This window comes from Ochrobactrum sp. AN78, assembly GCF_029909885.1.
GTDB lineage: Bacteria > Pseudomonadota > Alphaproteobacteria > Rhizobiales > Rhizobiaceae > Brucella > Brucella quorumnocens.
Map to the genome: position 1 here is coordinate 146,924 of NZ_JASAMU010000005.1, position 21,423 is coordinate 168,346.

A 21,423-nucleotide genomic window follows, 5' to 3' on the forward strand; every position below is an offset into this window, starting at 1 on the left:
TACCAAACTGCCCTTTAAGCAATCGCTACGAGTTTTGGTTAATAAACGCGCCATCCTACATAATCGCTGGTCTATCTTTTCATCGCGTAATATAAGGCGTTGATTATTTTCCAGCTTGATCTGCGCTTACAGCAGGAACGCCTCAGGTTTAGAGCCGACCATGAATATTGAATCTGCCTTGAATGACGGTTCCAATGTCTTCGAACTGGCACCAATTTCCCTGTGGCTTGAGGACTATAGCGGATTGCGCGCGCAGTTCGAACAATGGCGTGCACTCGGCGTTACGGACCTTAAGTCCTTTCTGAAAGAAGACACTAGCCGCTTGCGCATCTGCACGAGCCTGATCCGTGTCATCAAAGTCAATCGCAAGACCCTGTCTCTGTATGAGGCGCGAGACATCAATCATCTGATTGAAAACCTGGAACGCGTGTTCCGCGATGACATGCTCGATCCGCATATTGATGAAATGGTTCAGCTCTGGAACGGCGGCAACGCGTTCATGAGCGATACGGTAAATTATTCGCTAGGCGGCAAGCGTCTCGACATCCAGCTCAAAGGCGTGGTTTTACCGGGCCATGAGGAAAGCTGGGATCGCGTTCTCTTGTCCATCGAAGACGTGACAGCGCGTGAAGAGGCGCGACGCCAGCAAAACAAGCACAAGCAGCATGCAGAAGGCCTGTTTGAGCATTCGCCTGTCTCGCTTTGGGTGGAAGACTTCAGCCGTATCAAACAGCTGATGAACGATATCCGCGAGCGCGGCATTGTTGATTTCCGTGTTTTCACCGATGTGCATCCGGAATTCGTCCGCCAATGCATGAGCGAAATCCGTGTTTTGGATATAAATCGGGAAACGCTCGAACTGTTTCTTGCACCGGACAAAAAGACACTTCTGCAAAACCTGCCGAATGTTTTCAAAGCCGATATGGAAACCAATTTCCGTGAGCAACTGATTGATCTCTGGAATGGCGTGCTGTTTCAGCGCCGTGAAGTTGTCAATTATGCACTCGACGGAACCGAACGGCATTTGCTTCTACAATTTTCAGTCCTACCGGGCCATGAAGAAGACTGGTCGCTTGTTCAGGTCGCACTTGCTGACATTACGGCACGCAAGAAAGCCGAAGCCTATCTTGAATATCTTGGCAAGCATGATGTGCTGACCAAGCTGCATAATCGTGCCTTCTATGTTGATGAATTGAACCGTCTTGAGCGCAAGGGACACGCACTTGTCTCAATCATCATCATCGATCTCAATGGCTTGAAAGCGGCCAATGACCAACTTGGACATGCGAGTGGCGACGGCTTGTTGCGCCGCATCGGTGAAGTGCTGAATGAGGCCGTCAAGCTGCCAGGCCACGCGGCCCGTATTGGCGGCGACGAGTTTGCAGTCGTGCTGCCCTATGTCGATGAACGCGGTGCAGAGGCCGTCATGGAAGATATTCGTCGGCTGGTCGATATCAACAATCAGTATTATTCACAGCTGAAAATCGAACTCTCGATGGGATCTGCCACCAGCATGCCCGGCGAAAAACTGGAAACAGTCGCCAAGCGCGCCGATCTTCTGATGTATGAGGACAAGCGCAAGCATTACTCGGCGGAAGCTCTGCGAAAGTCGCAGCTGCCGCTGTAGAGCAGTTCACTCTTTTGGCTCAAATGCTCTCATCATCAAACTTGATGACCGTCTTGCCACGCGTGAGATCGGTGACGAGCTGGGCCAGTTCCCCGTGAACAACGAGCGGCATGGCGCCCATCATTTCCACACCGGTTCCTGTGAAATTTTCGTTCGCAATCGTGACGTGCTCGACTGCGGTCAGGCGAGCCTTGAGGAGTGCGTGATCTGAAAAATCGCAAGCCAGCGCGAAGCCGATCACCGGGATCACTTCAGTTTTCTCGGCTTGCCGCAGGCACATCGCAGCCGTACCGCCATAAGCCCGCATCAAACCGCCGCTGCCCAGCAGTATGCCCCCGAACCAACGCGTTACGACCACAGCAATATTATCAAGCTGTTGCCCATCAATCGCTTGCAGAATGGGTTTACCCGCCGTACCACTCGGCTCTCCATCATCGCTGAAGCGATAATTCTGCCCGATGCGCCAGGCCCAGCAATTATGGTTCGCGGCAAGATCGGAATGCTCAGTCAGAAAATCCTTCGCAGCCTGCTCATTCGCCACGGGTGCAGCAATGGCCAGAAACCGGCTCTTCTTGATCTCCTGCGTGACAGTTTCAATGCGGCTGATGGTGAACATGGCTTTCCTGCAAAAGGTATTTCGGGGGCCTAGCATTTTACGTTGCGGATGACGACCCCTTATGCCCGCGTTAGCATTGCACACATGCAAACTTGGGTATAAGGCAATGAAAAATGAGCCGCACTTCCTGCCTGCCGCTCACCCCTGCCGATAATATGAAAGGTCCGCCGATGTTCGAATTGATTGTGAGAAACGCCAATCTTCCCGACGGACGTGAAAAGCAAGACATTCTCGTCAAGGACGGCAAGATTGCCGATATCGTACGATCAAAAGGCGAGCATCAGGCAGCCAAGGAAATTGATGCTTCCAACCGTCTGGTGACGCCACCTTTCGTCGATCCGCATTTCCATATGGACGCGACCTTGTCGCTCGGTCTGCCACGCCTCAATCGTTCTGGCACGCTACTGGAAGGCATCGCGCTTTGGGGCGAATTGAAGCCCATGCTAACCGTTGAAGCCATGGTCGAGCGCGCTTTGCGCTATTGCGATCTGGCGGTCAGCCAAGGTTTGCTCGCCATCCGCAGCCATGTCGATGTTAGCGATCCGCGTCTGCTCACTGCCGCCGCGATGATCGAAGTGCGCGAAAAGGTGAAGCCTTATATCGACCTCCAGCTCGTGGCTTTCCCGCAGGACGGCTATTACCGCTCGCCGGGTGCGGTTGATCTGGTCAATCGTTCACTCGATATGGGCCTTGATGTTGTGGGTGGTATTCCGCATTTTGAACGTACCATGGCCGATGGCGCAGCATCACTTGAAGAACTCTGCCGCATTGCTGCCGAACGTGGCCTGCCCGTTGATATCCACTGCGATGAGACCGACGATCCAATGTCACGCCATGTCGAGACGCTGGCGGCGCAGACAATGCGTTTCGGTCTTCAGGGCCGCGTATCCGGCTCGCACCTCACTTCCATGCATTCCATGGACAATTATTACGTCTCCAAGCTCATTCCGCTGATTGCGGAAGCTCAGATGAACGCTATTCCGAACCCGCTGATCAACATCACGTTGCAGGGTCGCGCCGACACTTATCCGAAGCGTCGTGGCATGACCCGTGTACCGGAACTGATCGCGGCAGGCGTGAATGTCGCCTTCGGCCACGACTGCGTTATGGACCCTTGGTATTCAATGGGTTCTGGTGACATGCTCGAAGTCGGACACATGGCCGTTCATGTGGCGCAGATGACATCAATTGAAGGCAAGAAGCAGGTCTTCAATTCTCTCACTGTCAATTCAGCGAAGGCGCTTGGCCTCGAAGGCTACGGCCTTGAAAAAGGCTGCAATGCAGATTTCGTGGTGCTTCAGGCACGCGACCCGCTGGAAGCGCTGCGCCTTAAGGCCAACCGCCTGACGGTGGTCAAGCGCGGCAAGATCATCGCCGAGACCCCACAACGGATCAGCACTCTCAACCTCGAAGGCCGTCCGTCTTCGGTTGACGGTGCGGAATACGCGCCCATCGGCTAACAATATCAAGAGTTTCGACCTATCCGACATGTCGCTGGATAAAAGAACCGGAACAGTCGCGGCGGAAAACCCATGCCTAATTTTCAGGCCGCAAGCTAATTCGCTTGAATTCGAGGCAGATTGAGCAAAGATATGAACCGTTGCTCAGTCAATCTACTCACACAAAACGAAGCAACCGGCTGCACTTTCCGGCGCGCTGAAAACACTCAAGAGGGGTTCTCATGAACAGAACATCAAAATTCACTCGCCGCGACATTCTTGCGATGTCTGCGGCTCTCGGTGCGACCGCAATTTCGACGCGCGTTTTTGCTGCAGACGAGAAGCTCAAAGTAGCTGGCATTCACGCTTCGCCGGTCGAAAACGCGTGGAACTCGCGTCTTCACGAAGCGCTCAAGCAGGCTCATGACGAAGGCGTCATCGAGTATGTTTTCTCGGAAGGCGTTTCGGCCAGCGATTATCCCCGCGCGATGCGCGAATATGCCGAACAAGGCATCAAGCTGATCGTCGGTGAATCCTATGCCGTTGAACGCGAGGCGCGTCAGGTTGCAGGCGATTATCCGCAGACCACCTTTATCATGGGTTCGTCCGGAAAGGCACAGGGCGATAATTTCGGCGTGTTTGGCACGTGGAATTTTGAAGCAGCCTACCTCGCTGGCATGCTGGCAGGCGGCATGAGCAAGTCGGGCACATTCGGTTCAGTTGGCGCTGTGCCTATCCCGGAAGTCAACATGCTCATCAACGCATTCCAGGATGGCGTCAAAGAAACACGCCCGGATGCGAAGTTCAATGCCTCGTTCATCGGCACATTCTTCGACCCGCCGAAGGCACGCGAAGCTGGTCTCGCCCAGATCGACGCGGGTGCAGACATTCTGTTTGGCGAACGTATCGGTACAGCAGACGCAGCCAAGGAACGTGGCATCAAGGCAATTGGCTCGCTGATCGACTACACGCCCCGTTATCCAGACACCGTTTTCGCCAATGCGATGTGGTATTTCCGCCCGATCCTCAACGCGGCCATTGCTGATGTGAAGGCAGGAACGCCAACCGGCAAGGATTACACCCCGTTTAGCCTCATGAAAGAAGGCGGCAACGATATCGTTTACGTCAAGGGCGCAGCTCCTGCAGAAGTCGAAGCCAAGATGGAAGCGCGCCGCGCCGAGATCAAAGCTGGCACTTTCAAGATCGAGCCAAATCCGGCTGAGCCTAAGTAATAAACATTCAGGGCAGCAGAAGTGGCACTCGACATGAAGCAACAGGATGCAACGGCGCTCGCCAATGCGATCGCGAAAGGCGTTTTGACTGCGCAAGAGGCCATGAATGCTGCCATTGAAGCCGCAGAAATATGGCGCCCTCTGGGCGCCATTACATATCTCGATGCAGAACTTGGGCGTCGCAATGCGACCGCCGTCGATATCAATCCGGAGAAAGCCTCCTTCGCTGGTGTGCCATCACTGTTCAAAGATTTGGGCGGACCTTGCGCCGGTTTGCCGATCCGTCTCGGCTCACGTGCCTGTATGAATGTATCGCCGGAGCTTGATTCAGAACTGGCAGTACGACTGCGCAAAGCCGGGCTCAATTTCTTCGGAACGACCACAGTGCCCGAGTTTGGCATGGCGCTTTCAAGCGAGCCAATAGACGGGCCTGTCGCACGTCATCCTTTCGATGAGGCACTGTCCCCTGCCGGTTCCTCCGGTGGTGCAGCAGCAGCCGTTGCTGCAGGCATCGTTTCGATAGCCCATGCAACAGATGCAGCTGGCTCGATTCGCGTTCCGGCCGCCACATGCGGACTTATCGGGCTCAAGCCAAGTCGTGGTGCCATGCCTGCGGGTCCGCATTTCGGCAATTATCTTGCAGGTATAGCAAGCGAGTTCGCCCTTTGCCGCTCGATTCGCGATGCAAAAACGCTGTTCCCATTCGTGGCCGGAAATTGCGAAAGCTTCATTCCCGATGTGGCACTCACATCAGGAGCCATGCCTCAAAAATTGCGTATCGGCATCATTTCAGGAGATCTTGCCAAATATCCGGTGACGACTGAACGCAGACAAGTGGTTGCTGACGCCGCACGTTTCATCGAAGCTCAAGGCCATGTGATCCGTAACATCGACGCGGAAACGCTCGCACCATTTATTGATGCCAGCGCCATCGCCTTCGACAGGATCATTTCTGCCAATCTGGCAGCGGCAATTGATGCATTTTCGATTGATGAAGACAAGCTAGAACGGCTGACGCGTGCGGTGGCTTCACGCGGTCGCAAGATGAGCGCTGTCGCACTCTACGACGCCATGAATGGTGGCGTGATGACCGCCTATCAACTTTGGCAGATTTTCCACGATATCGATGTGCTCATCACACCCATGCTGGCGCGTGCGCCGCAGCCAATCGGCTCATATCCAATGGATCACGACGATGTGGATGCGCATTGGCATAAGATGAACGCCTTTGCGCCTTATGCGGCACTGGCCAATATTTCCGGCTTCCCGGCGCTTTCGATGCCTTTTGGAACGGATGCGGATGGTATGCCACTTGCAATTCAGTTGATTGGACGAATGGGAGCGGACAATCTTCTCTTGAACCTTGGCGAGGTGATGGAAGAGGACCATCGCTGGCAGCACAAATTTCCCGTTGCGGGGTTAAACACATGACCACAACAGTTCTTGAATTGCAAAACATAACCAAGCGCTTTGGCGCATTAACCGCCAATGACGATATTTCACTAAAGCTTGAACGCGGCGAAATCCTCGCTTTCCTCGGCGAAAATGGCGCTGGCAAGACCACGCTGATGAACATTCTCTTCGGTCATTATGTGCCCGATGAAGGCCGCGTTTTCGTCAAAGGTATCGAAATCCCACAGGGCAAGCCACGCGCTGCAATCGATGCGGGCGTTGGCATGGTACACCAGCATTTCACACTTGCACCGAACCTCACAGTGCTTGAAAACATCATCACCGGCACCGAAAGCCTCTGGAAGCTGAAATCGTCGCAAGGCGCGGCTCATGCCAAGATCGCCCAAATTGCAAAGCGCTTTGGCTTGCAGGTCGATCCCGATGCGCGGCTTGGCGACCTATCGGTTGGCGAACAGCAGCGGGTGGAAATTCTCAAGGCGCTTTATAACGACGCCGACATTCTCATCCTCGATGAGCCGACCGCCGTTCTGACCACGCAGGAAGCGGAGGGTCTGTTTGCGACGCTTAAAGAGATGGCGCGTCAGGGCCTGTCACTGATTTTCATTTCGCACAAGCTGCATGAAGTCATGTCGGCCGCTGACCGCGTCGTGGTGCTGCGCGGTGGCAAGCTCGTGGCTGAACGCAAGGCCACGGAAACATCCAAGGAAGAACTGGCCGAACTGATGGTCGGTCGCCGTGTTTCCCGCCCTTTGCGCGCCGCTGCAACACCAGGCGAAACATTGCTTGAAGCTAAAACTGTTACCGTCTTGGAAGACGGCGCAACGCGCCTGACCGACCTCGATTTTCACCTGCGCGCTGGCGAAACACTTGGCATCATCGGCGTTTCCGGTAATGGACAGGCAGCGCTTGGGCGTCTGGTTTCGGGGCTCAGTCAACCTTCCAAGGGCACCCTCGTGATGTTTGGGCAACCGGTCGAAAAGTTCGATCCACGGCAGTTTGTGGCGGACGGTGTGGGCCGCATCCCGGAAGATCGCAATGCGGAAGGCGCAATCGGCGATCTCACACTTTGGGAAAATGCCGTGCTTGAACGCGTGCGTGATCCACAGTTCTCCAGTGGGCTTCTGGTCAACCGAACGGCTGCGCGTGAATTTACCGACCGCATTATCAAGGATTTCGATGTGCGCGGCGGAACACCTGACAGTCGCATTCGCCTGCTTTCCGGCGGCAATATGCAGAAGCTCATTTTGGGCCGCAATCTTGAAACTGCGCCGCGCATCCTCATTGCCGCACAGCCGACACGCGGGCTCGATGAGGGCGCCGTCGCAGCCATCCATGCCCGCATTCTGGAAGCCCGCGCCAAGGGTGCTGCCGTGCTGCTGATCTCGGAAGATCTCGACGAAATTATCGGACTTGCCGATCGCGTACAGGCTATCGTCAAAGGCCGACTCTCACCACCGATTGATGCGGAAGAAGCCAATGCGCAAAGACTGGGCCTGATGATGGCCGGTGAGTGGAGCAAAGCATGATCCCGAAAAGTGTGAAGCGGTTTTCGGATAAGATTATGCTCAATCAAGCAAAGGGGCTCAACTGATGCGTATTGAACGACGCGAGACACGGCCCGTGGCTTTGGTGGCAACCGCTCCGGTTATCGCGGTTCTGGTTGCTTTCGTGCTTGCTGGCCTGTTGATTGCCTGTGCTGGCGCACCAGTGTTCGAATCTTTTCGCCAGATCGCCATTGGAGCATTCGGCAACAAGCTCTCGATCACTGAAACATTGACGCGCGCCACGCCTTTGATGCTGACCGGCCTCGCTGCAGCTGTCGCTTTCCGATCCAAGCTCTGGAATATCGGTGCGGAAGGCCAATTTTATATGGGCGCTCTTGCAGTGGTCGCGTTCGGTACGCAATTGCAGCTTCCAGCCCCCTTGCTCATTCCGCTTTTGCTGATCGTTGGCGCGATTGCGGGCATGATCTTTCTGCTGATCCCGCTTGGGTTTCGCCTGCGTTTCGGTGTCGATGAAGTCGTGACTACGCTGCTGCTGAACTTCATCGCCGTATTGTTCGTCTCGATGATGATCGAAGGACCGATGAAAGACCCGCTTGCCTTTGGCTGGCCGCAGTCAGAACCAGTTCCCGATGCAGCCGTGCTGCCGAAAATCATGACAGGCATGCGCCTACATATCGGCATCGTGATCGCCATCGCGCTCGCACTCATCATTGCCTATGTGCAGAAGCGTACTGTCTTTGGCCTTGAAACCAAGGCCGCCGGTCTTAATCCACGCGCGGCGCGGTTTGCTGGTGTGCCACTTGGAAAAACACTGGTGAAAGTCGCCTGCATTTCTGGTGGTCTTGCAGGGCTTGCAGGCGCAATTCAGGTGATGGGCGTGAAGGGCTATGTGACGACCGATCTGTCGCCAGGCTTTGGCTATTCAGGTATCATTGTCGCCATGCTTGCTAATCTCAACCCTATCGGCGCGATCTTTTCGGCACTCTTTGCTGCCGCCATGTTCGTCGGTGCTGATGGGATGAGCCGTGCTATCGGCATTCCTAGCTTCATTGCCGACGTCACCGTCGCCCTTTCGCTGCTCGCCATGCTGGTCGCATTGTTCTTCACCCAATACAGGATCGCCCGATGAACGAGTTGATGGATATCCTGCTTTCCGCTGGCCTTTGGGTTTCAGTGCTGCGCATCGCAACGCCACTGATTTTCGGCACGCTCGGTGCGCTTTATTGCGAACGCGCTGGCGTTCTCAATCTCGGCATCGAAGGTATCATGACCTTTGGCGCGATGATCGGCTGGCTGACTGTCTATAATGGTGCGGACCTTTGGGTGGGTGTGCTTGCCGCTGCGGCTTCCGGCGCGTTGTTCGGCCTTCTTCATGCAGCGCTCACCGTCCCGCTTGGTCTGTCGCAGCATGTGGTAGGCTTGGGCATCACGCTTTTTGCATCGAGCCTCAGCTATTTTCTGTTCCGTCTTCTGGTGCCCCTTTCTTCGACCCCACCGACGATTACACCATTCCAGCCGGTTAATCCGTCCTGGCTTGCAGATATTCCGTTTATCGGACAGGTTTTTGGCACACAGACCGCGCTCACCTGGCTTGCTATTCCGCTGGCGCTCCTGCTTGGCTATGTGCTGTTTCGCACGCCGCTCGGCCTTGCTATCCGCATGACCGGCGAAAATCCACATGCTGCCGAAGCGCAAGGCATCAATCCGATCCGGGTTCGTATTTTCACGATCATGTTCGGTAGTGCCCTGATGGCCGTGGGTGGCGCGTTCCTCACACTCTCTGCATTCAACTCGTTCTTCCCAACCATGATGCAGGGTCGCGGCTGGGTATGCATTGCACTCGTCGTATTTGCCTCGTGGAAGCCAGCGCGCGCACTTCTGGGTGCATTGCTCTTCGCGCTCTTCGATGCGTTCCAGCTGCGCTTACAAACGGTTTATGGCAAGGCCGTGCCATATCAGCTCTTCCTGATGATCCCATATATCATGTCAATCGTGGCGCTTATCGTCATGGCACGCCGTGCACGCGTACCACAGGCGCTGATGCAGCCTTATCGCCGCGGCGAAAGATAATAAAATGGGCGGCTGCAAATTGCAGCCGCCCATTTTATTTGCGACGTCGATATTATGCGCTAAAGCGCTTCTGACCATCCATCCAGGTTTCACTGACTTTAATCTTGCTGATCTTTGTCGGGTCAACCGTTGTCGGATCTTCCTCAAGAATTGCAAAATCGGCACATTTGCCTTCTTCGAGACTTCCGACGATATCATCCATTCTGCAGTGATAGGCTGCATCAATGGTTACACCGCGCAGCGCCTGCTCGACCGGGATACGTTCATCCGGAAAGAACACTTCACCACCGTCATTCATGACACGTGCAACAGCGTCCTCGACATAGCGCAGCGGTTCAATCGGCGTCACGTTCCAATCGGAGTGGAAAGAGATACGCAAGCCTTCGGCCAGTGCGGTTGCGCAAGGATCGTAGAATTTTGCGCGATCAGGCCCTAGAATTTCATCGCGGAACGCCTTGCCCCACCAACGCACATGTCCGATGAGAAATGACGGCTGCAGCCCCAGCTCCTTTGCCTTTTGCATCTGCTCCTGATGGAAGATGCTGCAATGCTCAATACGATGACGATGATCGTCGCGTGGCGTTTCCTTCAACACAGTTTCGTAGGCCGCAATCGTCGCATCGATCGCGGCATCGCCATTGGCGTGAACACCGACCTGCCAGCCGCCCTGATGCGCCCGGCGGATCGTAGCGGTCAGCTGTTCAGGCGTGTAATTCATCGCGCCACGATCATCGGTTCCGAGATAGTTTTCGCGCTGATAGCCGGTGCGTGCCTGATTGGAACCGTCCGCCCAGGCCTTGATACCGTCATAACGATAGAGATCGCTGCCACGTCCCGGCTTGATGTTCATTTTCTCCCACTGGTCCATCGCGGTTGAGACCAGCATGCCGCGATATCGGATCGGCGGGTTCTGTGACATTACCTGATCCAGCAATGCCAGATGCTCAGCCGGTGCCATCATTCCTACGCCGCAGTCATGCAGTGATGTGCAGCCAACCGATGCGGCCTTATCGAGCATACGTCGGATGCTGGTCGAAACGTCAGCAGCCGTTGGCAGAGGCATCTTCTCAATGAAGGCATTGAATGCAGGCGGCTCTTCAAGGCGACCGCTCAACTGGCCAGCAGGTGTTCTGACGTAGCGCGCCTCAGCAGGATTCGGTGTCGAATCGGAGATACCTATAAGTGCAAAGGCCTTGCTATTGGCATAAGCGATGTGACCATTGCTCTCCATCATGAAAAATGGATTGTTCGGTGCCAGCTCATCCAACTCCGCCAATGTCGGAACATGCGCCCCCTTGGTGATGCTTGGATCGAATTGCTTGGCCCGCACCCATTCGCCTTCACTGGCCTTGCTGACGCCACTGCGTAGCGTGCTCCAGACCTGTTCGAATGTTGGCGTGGTGATAGGGCTGACATCGATCCAGTCGTCCATGACGACAAAGACCGAATGCATATGCGGATCGATTAGACCCGGCATCAGCGTTCTGCCATCCAGTTCTACGATACGGGTGGTTTTATCGCGAAACTTATCGACATGATCTGTCGTGCCGACTGCAAGGATACGGTTTCCACGTACAGCGATTGCCTCGGCCTTCGGTGTTTCACCATTGAGCGTGAGAATGGTTCCACGACGAAAGATCACATCAGCCGGGGCATTGGCGCTCGACAGGTTGCCCTTGGCCATAGCTGGTTCCACGGCGGTTGCAGCAAAGGCTGAAACAGCAGCACCGCCCATGTACTTAAGGAAGTCGCGTCGTGAAGTGGTATGCTTAAATACAGCTATCAGTCCAGGATTGCAGGCTAAACACATGGGTCGCATTTCCTATAAATGGGGAATACTTTGCCTTACCCATCAAAAGGAACAACAAAAAACACAAATACGCAAATAAAATTAGAAAACTAATTTATATTATATTTACCTAATATATTGCCCACTCATTCCATCCTCGAATTTACTTAAAATTAGAAACAAAAACGGCGCCTAAAGGCGCCGTTCTTTTGCAGAATTAAAGCGGATCAAGCAACGCTCGACTTACCGCTCTTTTCAAAGCGCTTGCGCTCATTTGGATCGAGATAGAGCTTACGAAGACGGATCGACTTCGGTGTCACTTCGACGAGTTCGTCATCCTGAATCCAAGACAGAGCGCGTTCCAGCGTCATACGGATCGGCGGCGTCAGCTTCACGGCTTCGTCCTTGCCCGAGGCACGAACGTTCGTAAGCTTCTTGCCCTTCAATACGTTGACTTCAAGATCGTTATCGCGGCTGTGGATGCCGATCAGCATGCCCTGATAAACCTTGACGCCAGCGTCAATGATCATCGGACCACGATCTTCAAGGTTGAAGAGCGCGTAAGCAACGGCTTCACCCTGATCGTTGGAAATCAGAACGCCATTGTTACGGCCCGAGATTTCACCCTTGTATGGCTGATAATCATGGAACAGGCGGTTCATGATCGCCGTACCGCGTGTATCGGTCAGAAGTTCCGACTGATAGCCGATAAGACCACGGGTCGGTGCGTAGAAGACCATACGAACGCGATTGCCGCCCGAAGGACGCAGCTCGACCATTTCGGCCTTGCGCTCGGACATCTTCTGAACAACGGTACCAGAATATTCTTCATCAACGTCGATGACGACTTCTTCTACCGGCTCTAGCATTTCGCCGTTTTCGCCTTCTTTCATGACGACGCGCGGACGCGAAACGCCAAGTTCGAAGCCTTCACGGCGCATGTTTTCGATCAGAACAGCAAGCTGCAATTCGCCACGACCGGAAACGAAGAAGGAATCCTTCTCGCTTGATTCTTCGATCTTGAGCGCAACATTGCCTTCGGCTTCTTTCAGCAGACGATCGCGGATAACGCGGCTCGTTACCTTGTCGCCTTCGGTGCCAGCATAAGGGCTGTCATTGACGATAAAGGACATGGTCACTGTTGGCGGATCGATTGGCTGTGCTTCAAGCGGCACGCTTACGGATGGATCGCAGAACGTGTCAGCAACCGTACCCTTGGAAAGACCGGCAATTGCAACGATGTCGCCTGCATGGGCTTCATCAATCGCCTGACGCTCGATACCACGGAACGCGAGGATCTTGGAAATACGACCGGTTTCCAGAAGCGAGCCGTCCTGACCGAGAACCTTGACGGCCTGGTTGGACTTGATTGAGCCCGAATGAATACGACCGGTGATGATGCGTCCGAGGAACGGATCAGCTTCGAGGATCGTACCGATCATGCTGAACGGGCCTTCGGCGACCTTAGGCTGCGGAACGTGCTTAAGAACCAGATCGAACAAAGGAGCAAGACCTTCGTCCTGCGGACCTTCCGGGTTCAGCGCCATCCAGCCATTGCGGCCTGAACCGTAAAGAACCGGGAAGTCGAGCTGTTCGTCAGTCGCATCAAGATTTGCGAAGAGGTCGAACACTTCGTTGATGACTTCTTCATGACGACCATCCGGACGGTCGATCTTGTTGATCGCAACGATCGGACGCAAGCCAACCTTGAGCGCCTTACCAACAACGAACTTCGTCTGTGGCATTGGGCCTTCAGCAGCGTCAACGAGAACGATAGCGCCATCCACCATCGAAAGGATACGCTCAACTTCACCGCCAAAGTCGGCGTGGCCTGGCGTGTCGACGATGTTGATACGGGTGTTCTTCCAAACAACAGAGGTCGCCTTTGCAAGAATCGTGATCCCGCGCTCACGCTCGATATCGTTGGAGTCCATCATGCGTTCGGCAACGCGCTGATTGTCACGGAAAGAGCCGGACTGCTTCAGCAGTTCGTCGACCAGTGTGGTTTTGCCATGATCGACGTGTGCGATAATAGCGATATTACGCAATTCCATATGGAGATCACTTCTATATGAGTTGGGAGCCGCGCCAAGATAGATGCACGGAAAATCAATGGGGCGCTCTTACAGGTTTTTTTGCGTTTTAGAAAGGGGCAGCGCGAAACTGCCCCTCAATTAACCCGAAAAGGCCGGATTTATTTGCTTTTTTACACTGCAATTCTGACAGTTTTTTGAATTTCTTTGGCGTGTCGTTATCGAAAAACCGGTTGCCACTTTTTCGCCACATGCCTGAAACTCATAAAAGCGTTCCGGAAAGAATGACCAGCGCGACACTGAAATAGATCACCAGGCCCGTCACATCGACCAAAGTGGCAACAAAGGGTGCCGATGCGCTAGCTGGATCAAAGCCAAGTCGTTTGAGAATGAATGGCAGCATTGACCCCGTTACAGAGCCGAATGTCACGATGCAGACCAGCGCCATACCGACAGTTGCGCCCACCAGAATCCAGTGTTCGCCGTAATCGTAAATGCCGAGCTTTTGCCATAGCGCAATACGCACCATACCAATCAAGCCCAGAAAACTGCCCAGCGCCAGACCAGTCGGCACTTCGCGGATTGCTACCCGCCACCAGTCCTTCAGCCTGACTTCCTGAAGTGCAAGCGCGCGGATGATCAGTGAAGTTGCCTGCGAGCCGGAATTACCGCCTGAAGACATGATCAATGGAATAAACAGTGTCAGAACGAGTGCTTTTTCCAGCTCCAGTTCAAAATGCTGCATGGCACTTGCGGTTAGCATTTCTCCCAGGAACAGAATGCCGAGCCAGCCGGCGCGCTTCTTCAGCATCTCGCCAAAGCCGATACGCATATAAGGCTTGTCGAGCGCTTCCATACCGCCGAAACGATAAGCGTCTTCGCTTGCTTCTTCTGTCATGGCATCCAGCACATCATCGACAGTGACAATGCCGATGATGTGGCGGCTGTCATCGACAACAGGAACAGCAAGCAGATCGTGTTTACGGAACAGGCGCGCCACATCCTCGCGATCCGCATGCGGCGAGATCGTGATTGGATCATCATCGCGAGCGAGCGACAGGATAGGCTCGTCCAGCTCGCGAATGATAAGACGACGCAAACTGACGACACCCATCAGAACCCGGCTTTGCGGATCAACCACATAGATCGCGTAAACCGTCTCACGCGTGCGCTCGACCTTACGGATATGATCGAGCGTCTGCCCGACATTCCAATTCGAAGGCACAGTGATGAATTCGATGGTCATCAAGCTACCAGCCGTGTTTGGCGGATAGCCCATCAGCTTTTTCAGCGCGGCCTTGGTTTCTGGCGCGAGAATAGGAAACAAGCTTGCGCGGTCGGCATCTTCGAGTTCTTGAAAGACGTCAGTAGCGCGGTCAGCCGACATTCCATCCAGCAACTGGCTAGCAATGTTGGGTGGAAGGGTGGCCAGAATTTCGGTTGCACGTTCCAGTTCCGGCTGATCAAGCAGTCGGATGGCATCTTCGTGCGAAAGCTGGGCGATAACTGCGACCGCATCATCGGCATCCAGTTCATTGACGATCTCGACCGCGTCGCCTGTACGAATATCGGCGATGCGGCTGGCAATTGCTGCAGCAGGGAGGTCGGCAACATTGAGCACTTCAGAGACGAAGTTGTTGTCGGTCATAAGGGCTTGCCTTTCTGTCGATCCGCCGTCAAAGACAGACCGTGCAAGCCGACCTCAAGCGATCAGATCACGAACTGCCTTGACGGCTGAAACAATCGACTGTGACTGTCGCTTGGCATAAGAGAATAAAGCTCCGGTTGAAATGCGGCCAGATAAATGCGGCTGCGAGTGTGATGTGCCCCCGACAGCCCTCAAAGTCAAGCCCCCGGCAAGCAATGATGAAAGCTTTTTCATGCTCGTTTCAGCTTGCCTGCTGCAAACGTAACCACAACACGAAAGCAATCGCAGCGATGAAACCAAGAGCTGGGATCAGCGTTGCAAAAGCAATCACCGGATCACCCATAAGAGCTGCGATTGCACCACCCGCGAGCCCGCCGCCCATTTGAAAGAAGCCCATCATTGCTGACGCGGCACCCGCCATTTTGGGAAACGGTGCCATGCCCGCTGATGTCATTACAGGCATCACCAGTGCAACGCCAAAAGCAAAGAGCGCCATCGGCAGCATGACAAGCAAATAGGACGGCTCGAAAATGCGCAGCAACGTTGCGATAAGAATACTGGCAATGACCATAGCCACATATCCTGCTGCTGTAAGCTGGCGCGGCTGATAGACCCGCATCAACCGCCGAAACAGCAGGCTGCCCGCAAAGTAGCAACTCGTTTGCAGAAGAAGTCCCATGCCAAATTGCGTAGCCGTCATGCCCACGCGCCCCATCAGAATGAAGGGCAGAATGGTCGCCGCCGTATAAAGCCCGCCTGTCGTGCCGCCCACCCCAAGGCTCGCATAAATGAACTGGCGGCTGGTCAGCAATGTGCGGTAAGAGCGCAGCAATTCCTTCGGTCTAATGCGGCTAAGATCGCGAATGACCGTTTCCTTGATGATAAAGATCGCCATCAGGACAACCAGGATGCCCAGACAGACCATCACGATGAAAATCGCCTGCCAGCCGAAAAATTCCATCGTAAAACCACCCAGTGTCGGCGCGACAGCGGGCCCCACAGCAATCACAATGCCGATGAGATTCATCACGCGAGCCGATGCGTCATGGGTGAAAATATCGCGCACGATTGCGCGTGAAATCGTGACCCCGACAGCCGCTCCCACGCCTTGCAGGAACCGTGCCACCAACAGCATATCGATGGTGGTCGAGAACAAGGCCATGATGCTTGCGGCCAGATAAATCATCATAAAAGCGATGGTGATGGGCCTGCGTCCAAAACCATCGGATAGCGGCCCGCAGACAAGCTGCGAAAAGCAGAAGCCCGCGAGATAGACCGATATGGTGAGCTTGACCAGCGCTTCGGTTGTGCCGAATGCATGGACGATTTCAGTCATGGCGGGCGTATAAAGCGCCATCGACATCAGACCCAATGCAGCCAGAAGACCGCCGATAACGCCGACCCTCAATTCGCTCATCACGGGTTGTGCGTTTTGAGCACTGCGAGGATCAGGCGCCACATTCATGGATTGCAACAATCGCTCTCGGCCCGACAGCGCGAAAAACCGCAACCAGAAAGCCTAATCTTCGAGGAATTTATAAGCGCTCGCGTTTTCATTGGAGCAGGATGTCTTTCATCCCTATTATCTGTATGGGGTACGGTCAAGCAAAGGCTCATCTGCAGACCGAAAGCTTGGGACATACCCTTGCCCCAACGACACTGAACTCCTAAGTCTGGTGCATATCGAATTCATTTGATCCGGAGTTTTCTCATGTCCGCCAAGCCCACCTACAATCACGCACTGACCGAATGGAATGGACCTCTGGGGCTGCCGGATTTCGCCGCATTCAAGGATGATGATTTCGCACCGGCTTTTGATGTAGCACTTGCGGAAGATCTTGCCGAAGTCGAGGCTATTGCCAACGCAACTGTCGATGCAACCATTGAAAATACCCTCAAGGCTCTGCAACTGACCGGCAAATCGCTTGACCGTGTATCTTCGATTTTCTGGATGCGTGCTGGCGCGCATAGCAACGACGATATCCAGACGCTGGAACGCGAAATCGCACCAAAAATGTCGCGTCATTACTCGCGCATCATGATGGACCCGGCGCTGTTTGCCCGCATCGATACGCTCTATGACAATCGCGACCATCTTGATCTTGATGTCGAAACCAAGCGCGTGCTGGAAAAGACGTGGAAAGGTTTTGTCCGTTCTGGTGCCAAGCTTGACGAAGTTGGCAAGAAGGAACTGGCAGGCATCAATGAAAAGCTTGCCGGGCTTGGTGCGCGCTTTGGCCAGAACGTGCTGAAGGATGAATCCAGTTGGGCGCTCTTCATCACCGATGAAGCCGACCTTGCAGGGCTTCCGGATTTTCTGAAGAACGCGATGCAGAGTGCTGCCGCTGAACGTGGTCAGCCCGACGCATGGGCGGTTACGCTGTCACGCTCGATTGTTGAGCCATTCCTTTCCTTCTCGGAAAACCGCGAACTACGCGAACAGGCCTTCAATGCGTGGGGCAAGCGCGGCGAAAACGGCGGCGATACCGACAATCGCGAGATCGTGCGCGAGATGGTGGAATTGCGCGAGCGCAAGGCGCATCTGCTCGGCTACGCCAACTTCGCAGCCTATAAGCTCGACGACACCATGGCCAAGACACCGAAAGCCGTTATGGACCTGCTGGAGCCCGTCTGGGACAAGGCGCGCGCCAAAGCGCACGAAGAAGAAATCGAGCTAGAGCGGCTGATTGTGACCAATGGCGGCAACCACAAGGTTGCGCCATGGGACTGGCGTTTTTATGCCGAAAAGCTCCGCGCCGAGCGTTTTGCTTTCGATGAAGCAGAATTAAAGCCATATTTGCAGCTCGAAAAAATCATCGAAGCAAGCTTTGATGTTGCCACCCGTCTTTTCGGCATTCGTTTTGAAGAGAAGAAAGGCATTACCACCTGGCACCCCGATGTGCGGGTGTTTCAGGTGCTGAATGCCGATGGCAGCGAACGTGGCCTTTTCCTTGGCGATTATTTTGCCCGTACCTCCAAGCGTTCTGGTGCCTGGATGAGCGCATTGCAATCGAGCCATAAACTTGATGCCGGACAGAAGCCGTTCATCTACAATGTGATGAACTTTGCAAAGCCAAAGGCTGGTGAACCTGCCCTGCTTTCACTGGATGATGCGCGAACACTGTTTCATGAGTTCGGCCATGCGCTGCACGGGCTTCTGTCTGATGTGACCTGGCCTGCAGTATCCGGCACTGCCGTTTCGCGCGACTTTGTCGAACTGCCGTCGCAGCTTTATGAGCATTGGCTGACGGTGCCAGCCGTATTGGAAAAATATGCCGTGCATTATCGCACCGGTGAGGCCATGCCAAAGGCCTTGCTCGACAAGGTACTTGCAGCGCGGTCCTTCAATGCGGGCTTCAACACGGTTGAGTTCACCTCGTCAGCGCTTGTTGATATGGCTTTCCATACGGGCAATGAAAAGATCGCAGATCCGCTGGCTTTTGAGGCGGCAACGCTGAAAAAGCTGTCGATGCCCGATGCCATCATCATGCGCCACCGCACGCCGCACTTCACCCACGTCTTCTCCGGTGATGGCTATTCAGCCGGTTACTATTCCTACATGTGGTCAGAAGTGCTGGATGCTGATGCATTCGCGGCATTTGAGGAAACCGGAGACGCTTTCAACCCTGAACTGGCGGCAAAGCTCAAACAGTATATCTATTCGGCTGGTGGCAGCCGCGATCCAGAAGAGCTGTACAAAGCATTCCGCGGCAAGATGCCGACACCCGATGCGATGATTGAAAAACGTGGATTGAATTAGGAACATGTCTCCAAAAAGTGAGCACCGGTTCTGGGATAAAGACATGCATTTTCAATGGAAACGCCGGGAAACTGGCCGTTTCAGTTCTTATGGCTGAGAATGTTCACAAGGCGCCCGTAAGGATCACGCACAAAGAAACGGCGCACGTCCCATTCTTCATCACTCGGTCCATATTCGACAGCAAACCCAGCAGCAGTCATCCGCTCAAGCACTGCATCAACATCATCGACTTCGATGGAAAGATCGGGCACTGGCGTGCCCGATCCGCCTTCAGTGGCAAAGCTGATCTGCACCCGCGCTTCCGCATCGGCGGCATAGGTCACGATCCAGCCGTGGTCCATCACCACATCGAGTTCCAGCACGTCTCCATAGAAACGCTTCGCGGCCGACAGATTATCAGCGGCTATATTGGAAACGATGCGGCGGACGGCCATCAATATTCGCCGAGCTTGATGTCTGGCGTGTAATCGACGCCGTCGACTTCTTTCACCACTGGCTGACCGCAATGCAGAACCCCCGTTGCCGCGTTGAATGCATAGGTCGGGGAGCCGTAAAGCTGCCAACCCTTGTTCAGCGCTGCGGTAACGCGGTGGCAGAATGCAGAATCGTCCGGGCCAGTGATGAAACGATAGAGCTTCATAGTCTTTCTTCCTTTGTCATGATTATGAATTGGATTTCGCGAGCAGACGCTCAGCCATTTCGAGATGCAGGCGCTCGACCATCTGTCCGTCCAGCGACACCACGCCCTTATCCGCATTTTCTGGCTGCGCGAAGGCGGCAATCACTGCGCGGGCATGCGCAACATCTTCGTCTGATGGTGAAAAGGCCCGGTTGGCCGCTTCAATTTGCGAAGGATGAATGAGCGTCTTGCCGTCGAAGCCCATTGAAGCCGCCTGTATGCACTCGGCTTCATAGCCAATGCTGTCGCGAAAGTCGTTATAAACGCCATCAAGCACATCAATACCGCCAGCGCGTGCCGCGAGAATGATCTGCATGAGCCATGGGATAAGATACGGCCGCCCGGCCTGCGGGCGTACACCAGTCGCCCGCGCAATATCGTTCGGCCCAACCACAAAGCAGCCGAGCCTTGCTGCGGAACGATGTCCGAGAACTGCAATTTCATCTGCATTGAGAATGCCACGGGGCGTCTCGATCATTGCCCATACACGCACATCGAGATCCGCATCGTTGCGATCAAGCCGGTTCGCCGCATCGATAACATCCTGCGGTCGTTCCACCTTCGGCAGAAGCACAGCATCAGCCCCGATTTTAGCCGCAGCAGCCACGTCAGCCTTGCCCCATTCAGTATCGGCTGCATTGACCCGCACAACCCGTTCGAAACCAGCCCTCGGATGCTCTGCAAAATGCGCAGCAAGCGCGTCGCGTGCAGTCGTTTTAGCTTCGGGCGCGACGGAATCTTCCAGATCGTAAATCACACAATCAGCTGCAAGCGTCAGTGACTTTTCAAGCGCACGGCTATTGGAAGCAGGCACGAACAATACAGAACGACGCGGACGAGCAATTGTTTTCATACACAATTTGTGCACTGAACGGCGTCAAGGTGCAAGCGCCATCCCCACACATTCATGGGGCTTGAATTCCGCCTCATGGCCGCCTATTTTCAAGCCATCGGTTGGAATGCACCTGCCGTCCGCAGCCCTAGGCCATGGTAAAGCATTCTGGATTTCGTTTTTGTTCCGGTGACGGCAGAAACGGCAATGCGGGCACCCGTTCATGAAAACGCCGCTCACAATCAGGAGCGAAAACAATGACCACAGCAACTGCTGGGCAAATGACGACTGACTTCAAGCATCAGGCCCGTAGATTACGTCAGGCTTTAGGCGAAGAAGGTATCACCATCAGCCACGGAAAGGCGCTCGACCTCGTCGCCCGCCAATCGGGTACGCGTGACTGGAATACGCTTGCTGCCACAAGCCACGAAAACGAAGCAGCGACGCCTGCTCAGGACGACACAGCGCCTTATCGCGTTGGACAACGTGTCTCTGGCATGTTCCACACTACGCCTTTCGATGCGCGCATCGTTGGTGTGGAAGAAACGATCAAACGTGACTTGTGGCGCATTACACTGCAGTTTGAACCTGCGATCAATGTCGCAGTTTCACCGAACCTGTCGATGCTGCGCAGACGCTTTACCGTTGTGGTGGGTGCTGACGGTAAGTCGCGCCGCCTCACAGGTGTCGAGGCTGGTGGTATTGCGCTCAAGCTTTAAACACATGGCGGCCCGTTCCAAGAACAGGCCGCCAAAGCATGTTGCAGTTAAATGGCTCATT

At 54.5% G+C, this 21,423-nt stretch carries 17 protein-coding genes; 9 read left to right on the forward strand and 8 right to left on the reverse strand.

What is annotated here, in order from left to right; all coding sequences use genetic code 11:
• The first annotated feature begins 160 nt into the window (after nucleotides 1-160).
• The gene (locus tag QBD00_RS11640) at nucleotides 161-1,627 is read left to right on the forward strand and encodes a GGDEF domain-containing protein (protein ID WP_151091097.1); all 1,467 of its coding nucleotides are present in this window, start codon (nucleotides 161-163) and stop codon (nucleotides 1,625-1,627) included.
• Between the two features lie 19 nt (nucleotides 1,628-1,646).
• Here the strand turns inward: QBD00_RS11640 and QBD00_RS11645 are convergent, their stop codons facing one another.
• Entirely contained in the window at nucleotides 1,647-2,243 is a 597-nt protein-coding gene (locus QBD00_RS11645; RefSeq protein WP_318579562.1) for a YigZ family protein, read from the reverse strand.
• A gap of 170 nt (nucleotides 2,244-2,413) precedes the next feature.
• Here QBD00_RS11645 and QBD00_RS11650 point away from each other — a divergent pair, with 170 nt between their 5' ends.
• From QBD00_RS11650 to QBD00_RS11675, 6 genes are all read left to right on the forward strand, one after another.
• Nucleotides 2,414-3,703, forward strand: coding sequence for an amidohydrolase family protein (locus QBD00_RS11650; RefSeq protein ID WP_318579663.1), 1,290 nt, complete (start codon nucleotides 2,414-2,416; stop codon nucleotides 3,701-3,703).
• A gap of 221 nt (nucleotides 3,704-3,924) precedes the next feature.
• Entirely contained in the window at nucleotides 3,925-4,914 is a 990-nt protein-coding gene (locus QBD00_RS11655; RefSeq protein ID WP_264231612.1) for a BMP family protein, read from the forward strand.
• Between the two features lie 33 nt (nucleotides 4,915-4,947).
• A complete protein-coding gene (locus QBD00_RS11660) occupies nucleotides 4,948-6,345 on the forward strand; it encodes an amidase (RefSeq protein WP_318579563.1) in 1,398 nt (465 codons plus the stop codon).
• On the forward strand, nucleotides 6,342-7,853 hold the full coding sequence (locus tag QBD00_RS11665) for an ABC transporter ATP-binding protein (protein WP_318579564.1): 1,512 nt from the start codon (nucleotides 6,342-6,344) through the stop codon (nucleotides 7,851-7,853). Before QBD00_RS11660 ends, QBD00_RS11665 begins: the two co-directional genes overlap by 4 nt.
• A 64-nt stretch (nucleotides 7,854-7,917) precedes the next feature.
• Complete coding sequence (locus QBD00_RS11670; RefSeq protein ID WP_151091102.1) at nucleotides 7,918-8,961, forward strand: ABC transporter permease; 1,044 nt, start codon at nucleotides 7,918-7,920, stop codon at nucleotides 8,959-8,961.
• The gene (locus QBD00_RS11675) at nucleotides 8,958-9,902 is read left to right on the forward strand and encodes an ABC transporter permease (protein ID WP_151091103.1); all 945 of its coding nucleotides are present in this window, start codon (nucleotides 8,958-8,960) and stop codon (nucleotides 9,900-9,902) included. Before QBD00_RS11670 ends, QBD00_RS11675 begins: the two co-directional genes overlap by 4 nt.
• A gap of 52 nt (nucleotides 9,903-9,954) precedes the next feature.
• On the opposite strand, the gene QBD00_RS11680 is transcribed toward QBD00_RS11675, so the two are convergent.
• The 4 genes from QBD00_RS11680 to QBD00_RS11695 all read right to left on the reverse strand — a co-directional run bounded on the left by QBD00_RS11680 (nucleotide 9,955) and on the right by QBD00_RS11695 (nucleotide 16,789).
• Nucleotides 9,955-11,712 (reverse strand): amidohydrolase, encoded by a 1,758-nt coding sequence (locus tag QBD00_RS11680; protein ID WP_412535013.1) that lies wholly within the window; start codon nucleotides 11,710-11,712, stop codon nucleotides 9,955-9,957.
• Nucleotides 11,713-11,918: 206 nt separating this feature from the next.
• On the reverse strand, nucleotides 11,919-13,745 hold the full coding sequence (gene typA / locus QBD00_RS11685) for a translational GTPase TypA (protein ID WP_318579566.1): 1,827 nt from the start codon (nucleotides 13,743-13,745) through the stop codon (nucleotides 11,919-11,921).
• Nucleotides 13,746-13,986: 241 nt separating this feature from the next.
• Complete coding sequence (gene mgtE, locus QBD00_RS11690; protein WP_151091106.1) at nucleotides 13,987-15,372, reverse strand: magnesium transporter; 1,386 nt, start codon at nucleotides 15,370-15,372, stop codon at nucleotides 13,987-13,989.
• 241 nt (nucleotides 15,373-15,613) lie between these two features.
• A complete protein-coding gene (locus tag QBD00_RS11695) occupies nucleotides 15,614-16,789 on the reverse strand; it encodes a multidrug effflux MFS transporter (protein ID WP_318579567.1) in 1,176 nt (391 codons plus the stop codon).
• Between the two features lie 294 nt (nucleotides 16,790-17,083).
• Here QBD00_RS11695 and QBD00_RS11700 point away from each other — a divergent pair, with 294 nt between their 5' ends.
• Nucleotides 17,084-19,132 carry a M3 family metallopeptidase gene (locus tag QBD00_RS11700; RefSeq protein WP_318579568.1) on the forward strand — a complete coding sequence of 683 codons (2,049 nt, stop codon included), beginning with the start codon at nucleotides 17,084-17,086 and terminating at the stop codon, nucleotides 19,130-19,132.
• An 80-nt stretch (nucleotides 19,133-19,212) separates the two neighbouring features.
• On the opposite strand, the gene QBD00_RS11705 is transcribed toward QBD00_RS11700, so the two are convergent.
• From QBD00_RS11705 to QBD00_RS11715, 3 genes are read right to left on the reverse strand one after another with little or no spacing between them, the layout of a single operon-like run.
• Complete coding sequence (locus QBD00_RS11705; protein ID WP_151091109.1) at nucleotides 19,213-19,566, reverse strand: VOC family protein; 354 nt, start codon at nucleotides 19,564-19,566, stop codon at nucleotides 19,213-19,215.
• Nucleotides 19,566-19,772, reverse strand: coding sequence for a DUF1737 domain-containing protein (locus tag QBD00_RS11710; protein WP_007877777.1), 207 nt, complete (start codon nucleotides 19,770-19,772; stop codon nucleotides 19,566-19,568). The genes QBD00_RS11705 and QBD00_RS11710 overlap by 1 nt, the downstream gene beginning before the upstream one ends.
• A 22-nt stretch (nucleotides 19,773-19,794) precedes the next feature.
• Nucleotides 19,795-20,664 (reverse strand): CoA ester lyase, encoded by an 870-nt coding sequence (locus QBD00_RS11715; RefSeq protein WP_318579569.1) that lies wholly within the window; start codon nucleotides 20,662-20,664, stop codon nucleotides 19,795-19,797.
• 236 nt (nucleotides 20,665-20,900) lie between these two features.
• Here QBD00_RS11715 and QBD00_RS11720 point away from each other — a divergent pair, with 236 nt between their 5' ends.
• Nucleotides 20,901-21,362 (forward strand): glyoxalase superfamily protein, encoded by a 462-nt coding sequence (locus QBD00_RS11720; RefSeq protein WP_151091111.1) that lies wholly within the window; start codon nucleotides 20,901-20,903, stop codon nucleotides 21,360-21,362.
• Nucleotides 21,363-21,423 lie beyond the last annotated feature (61 nt).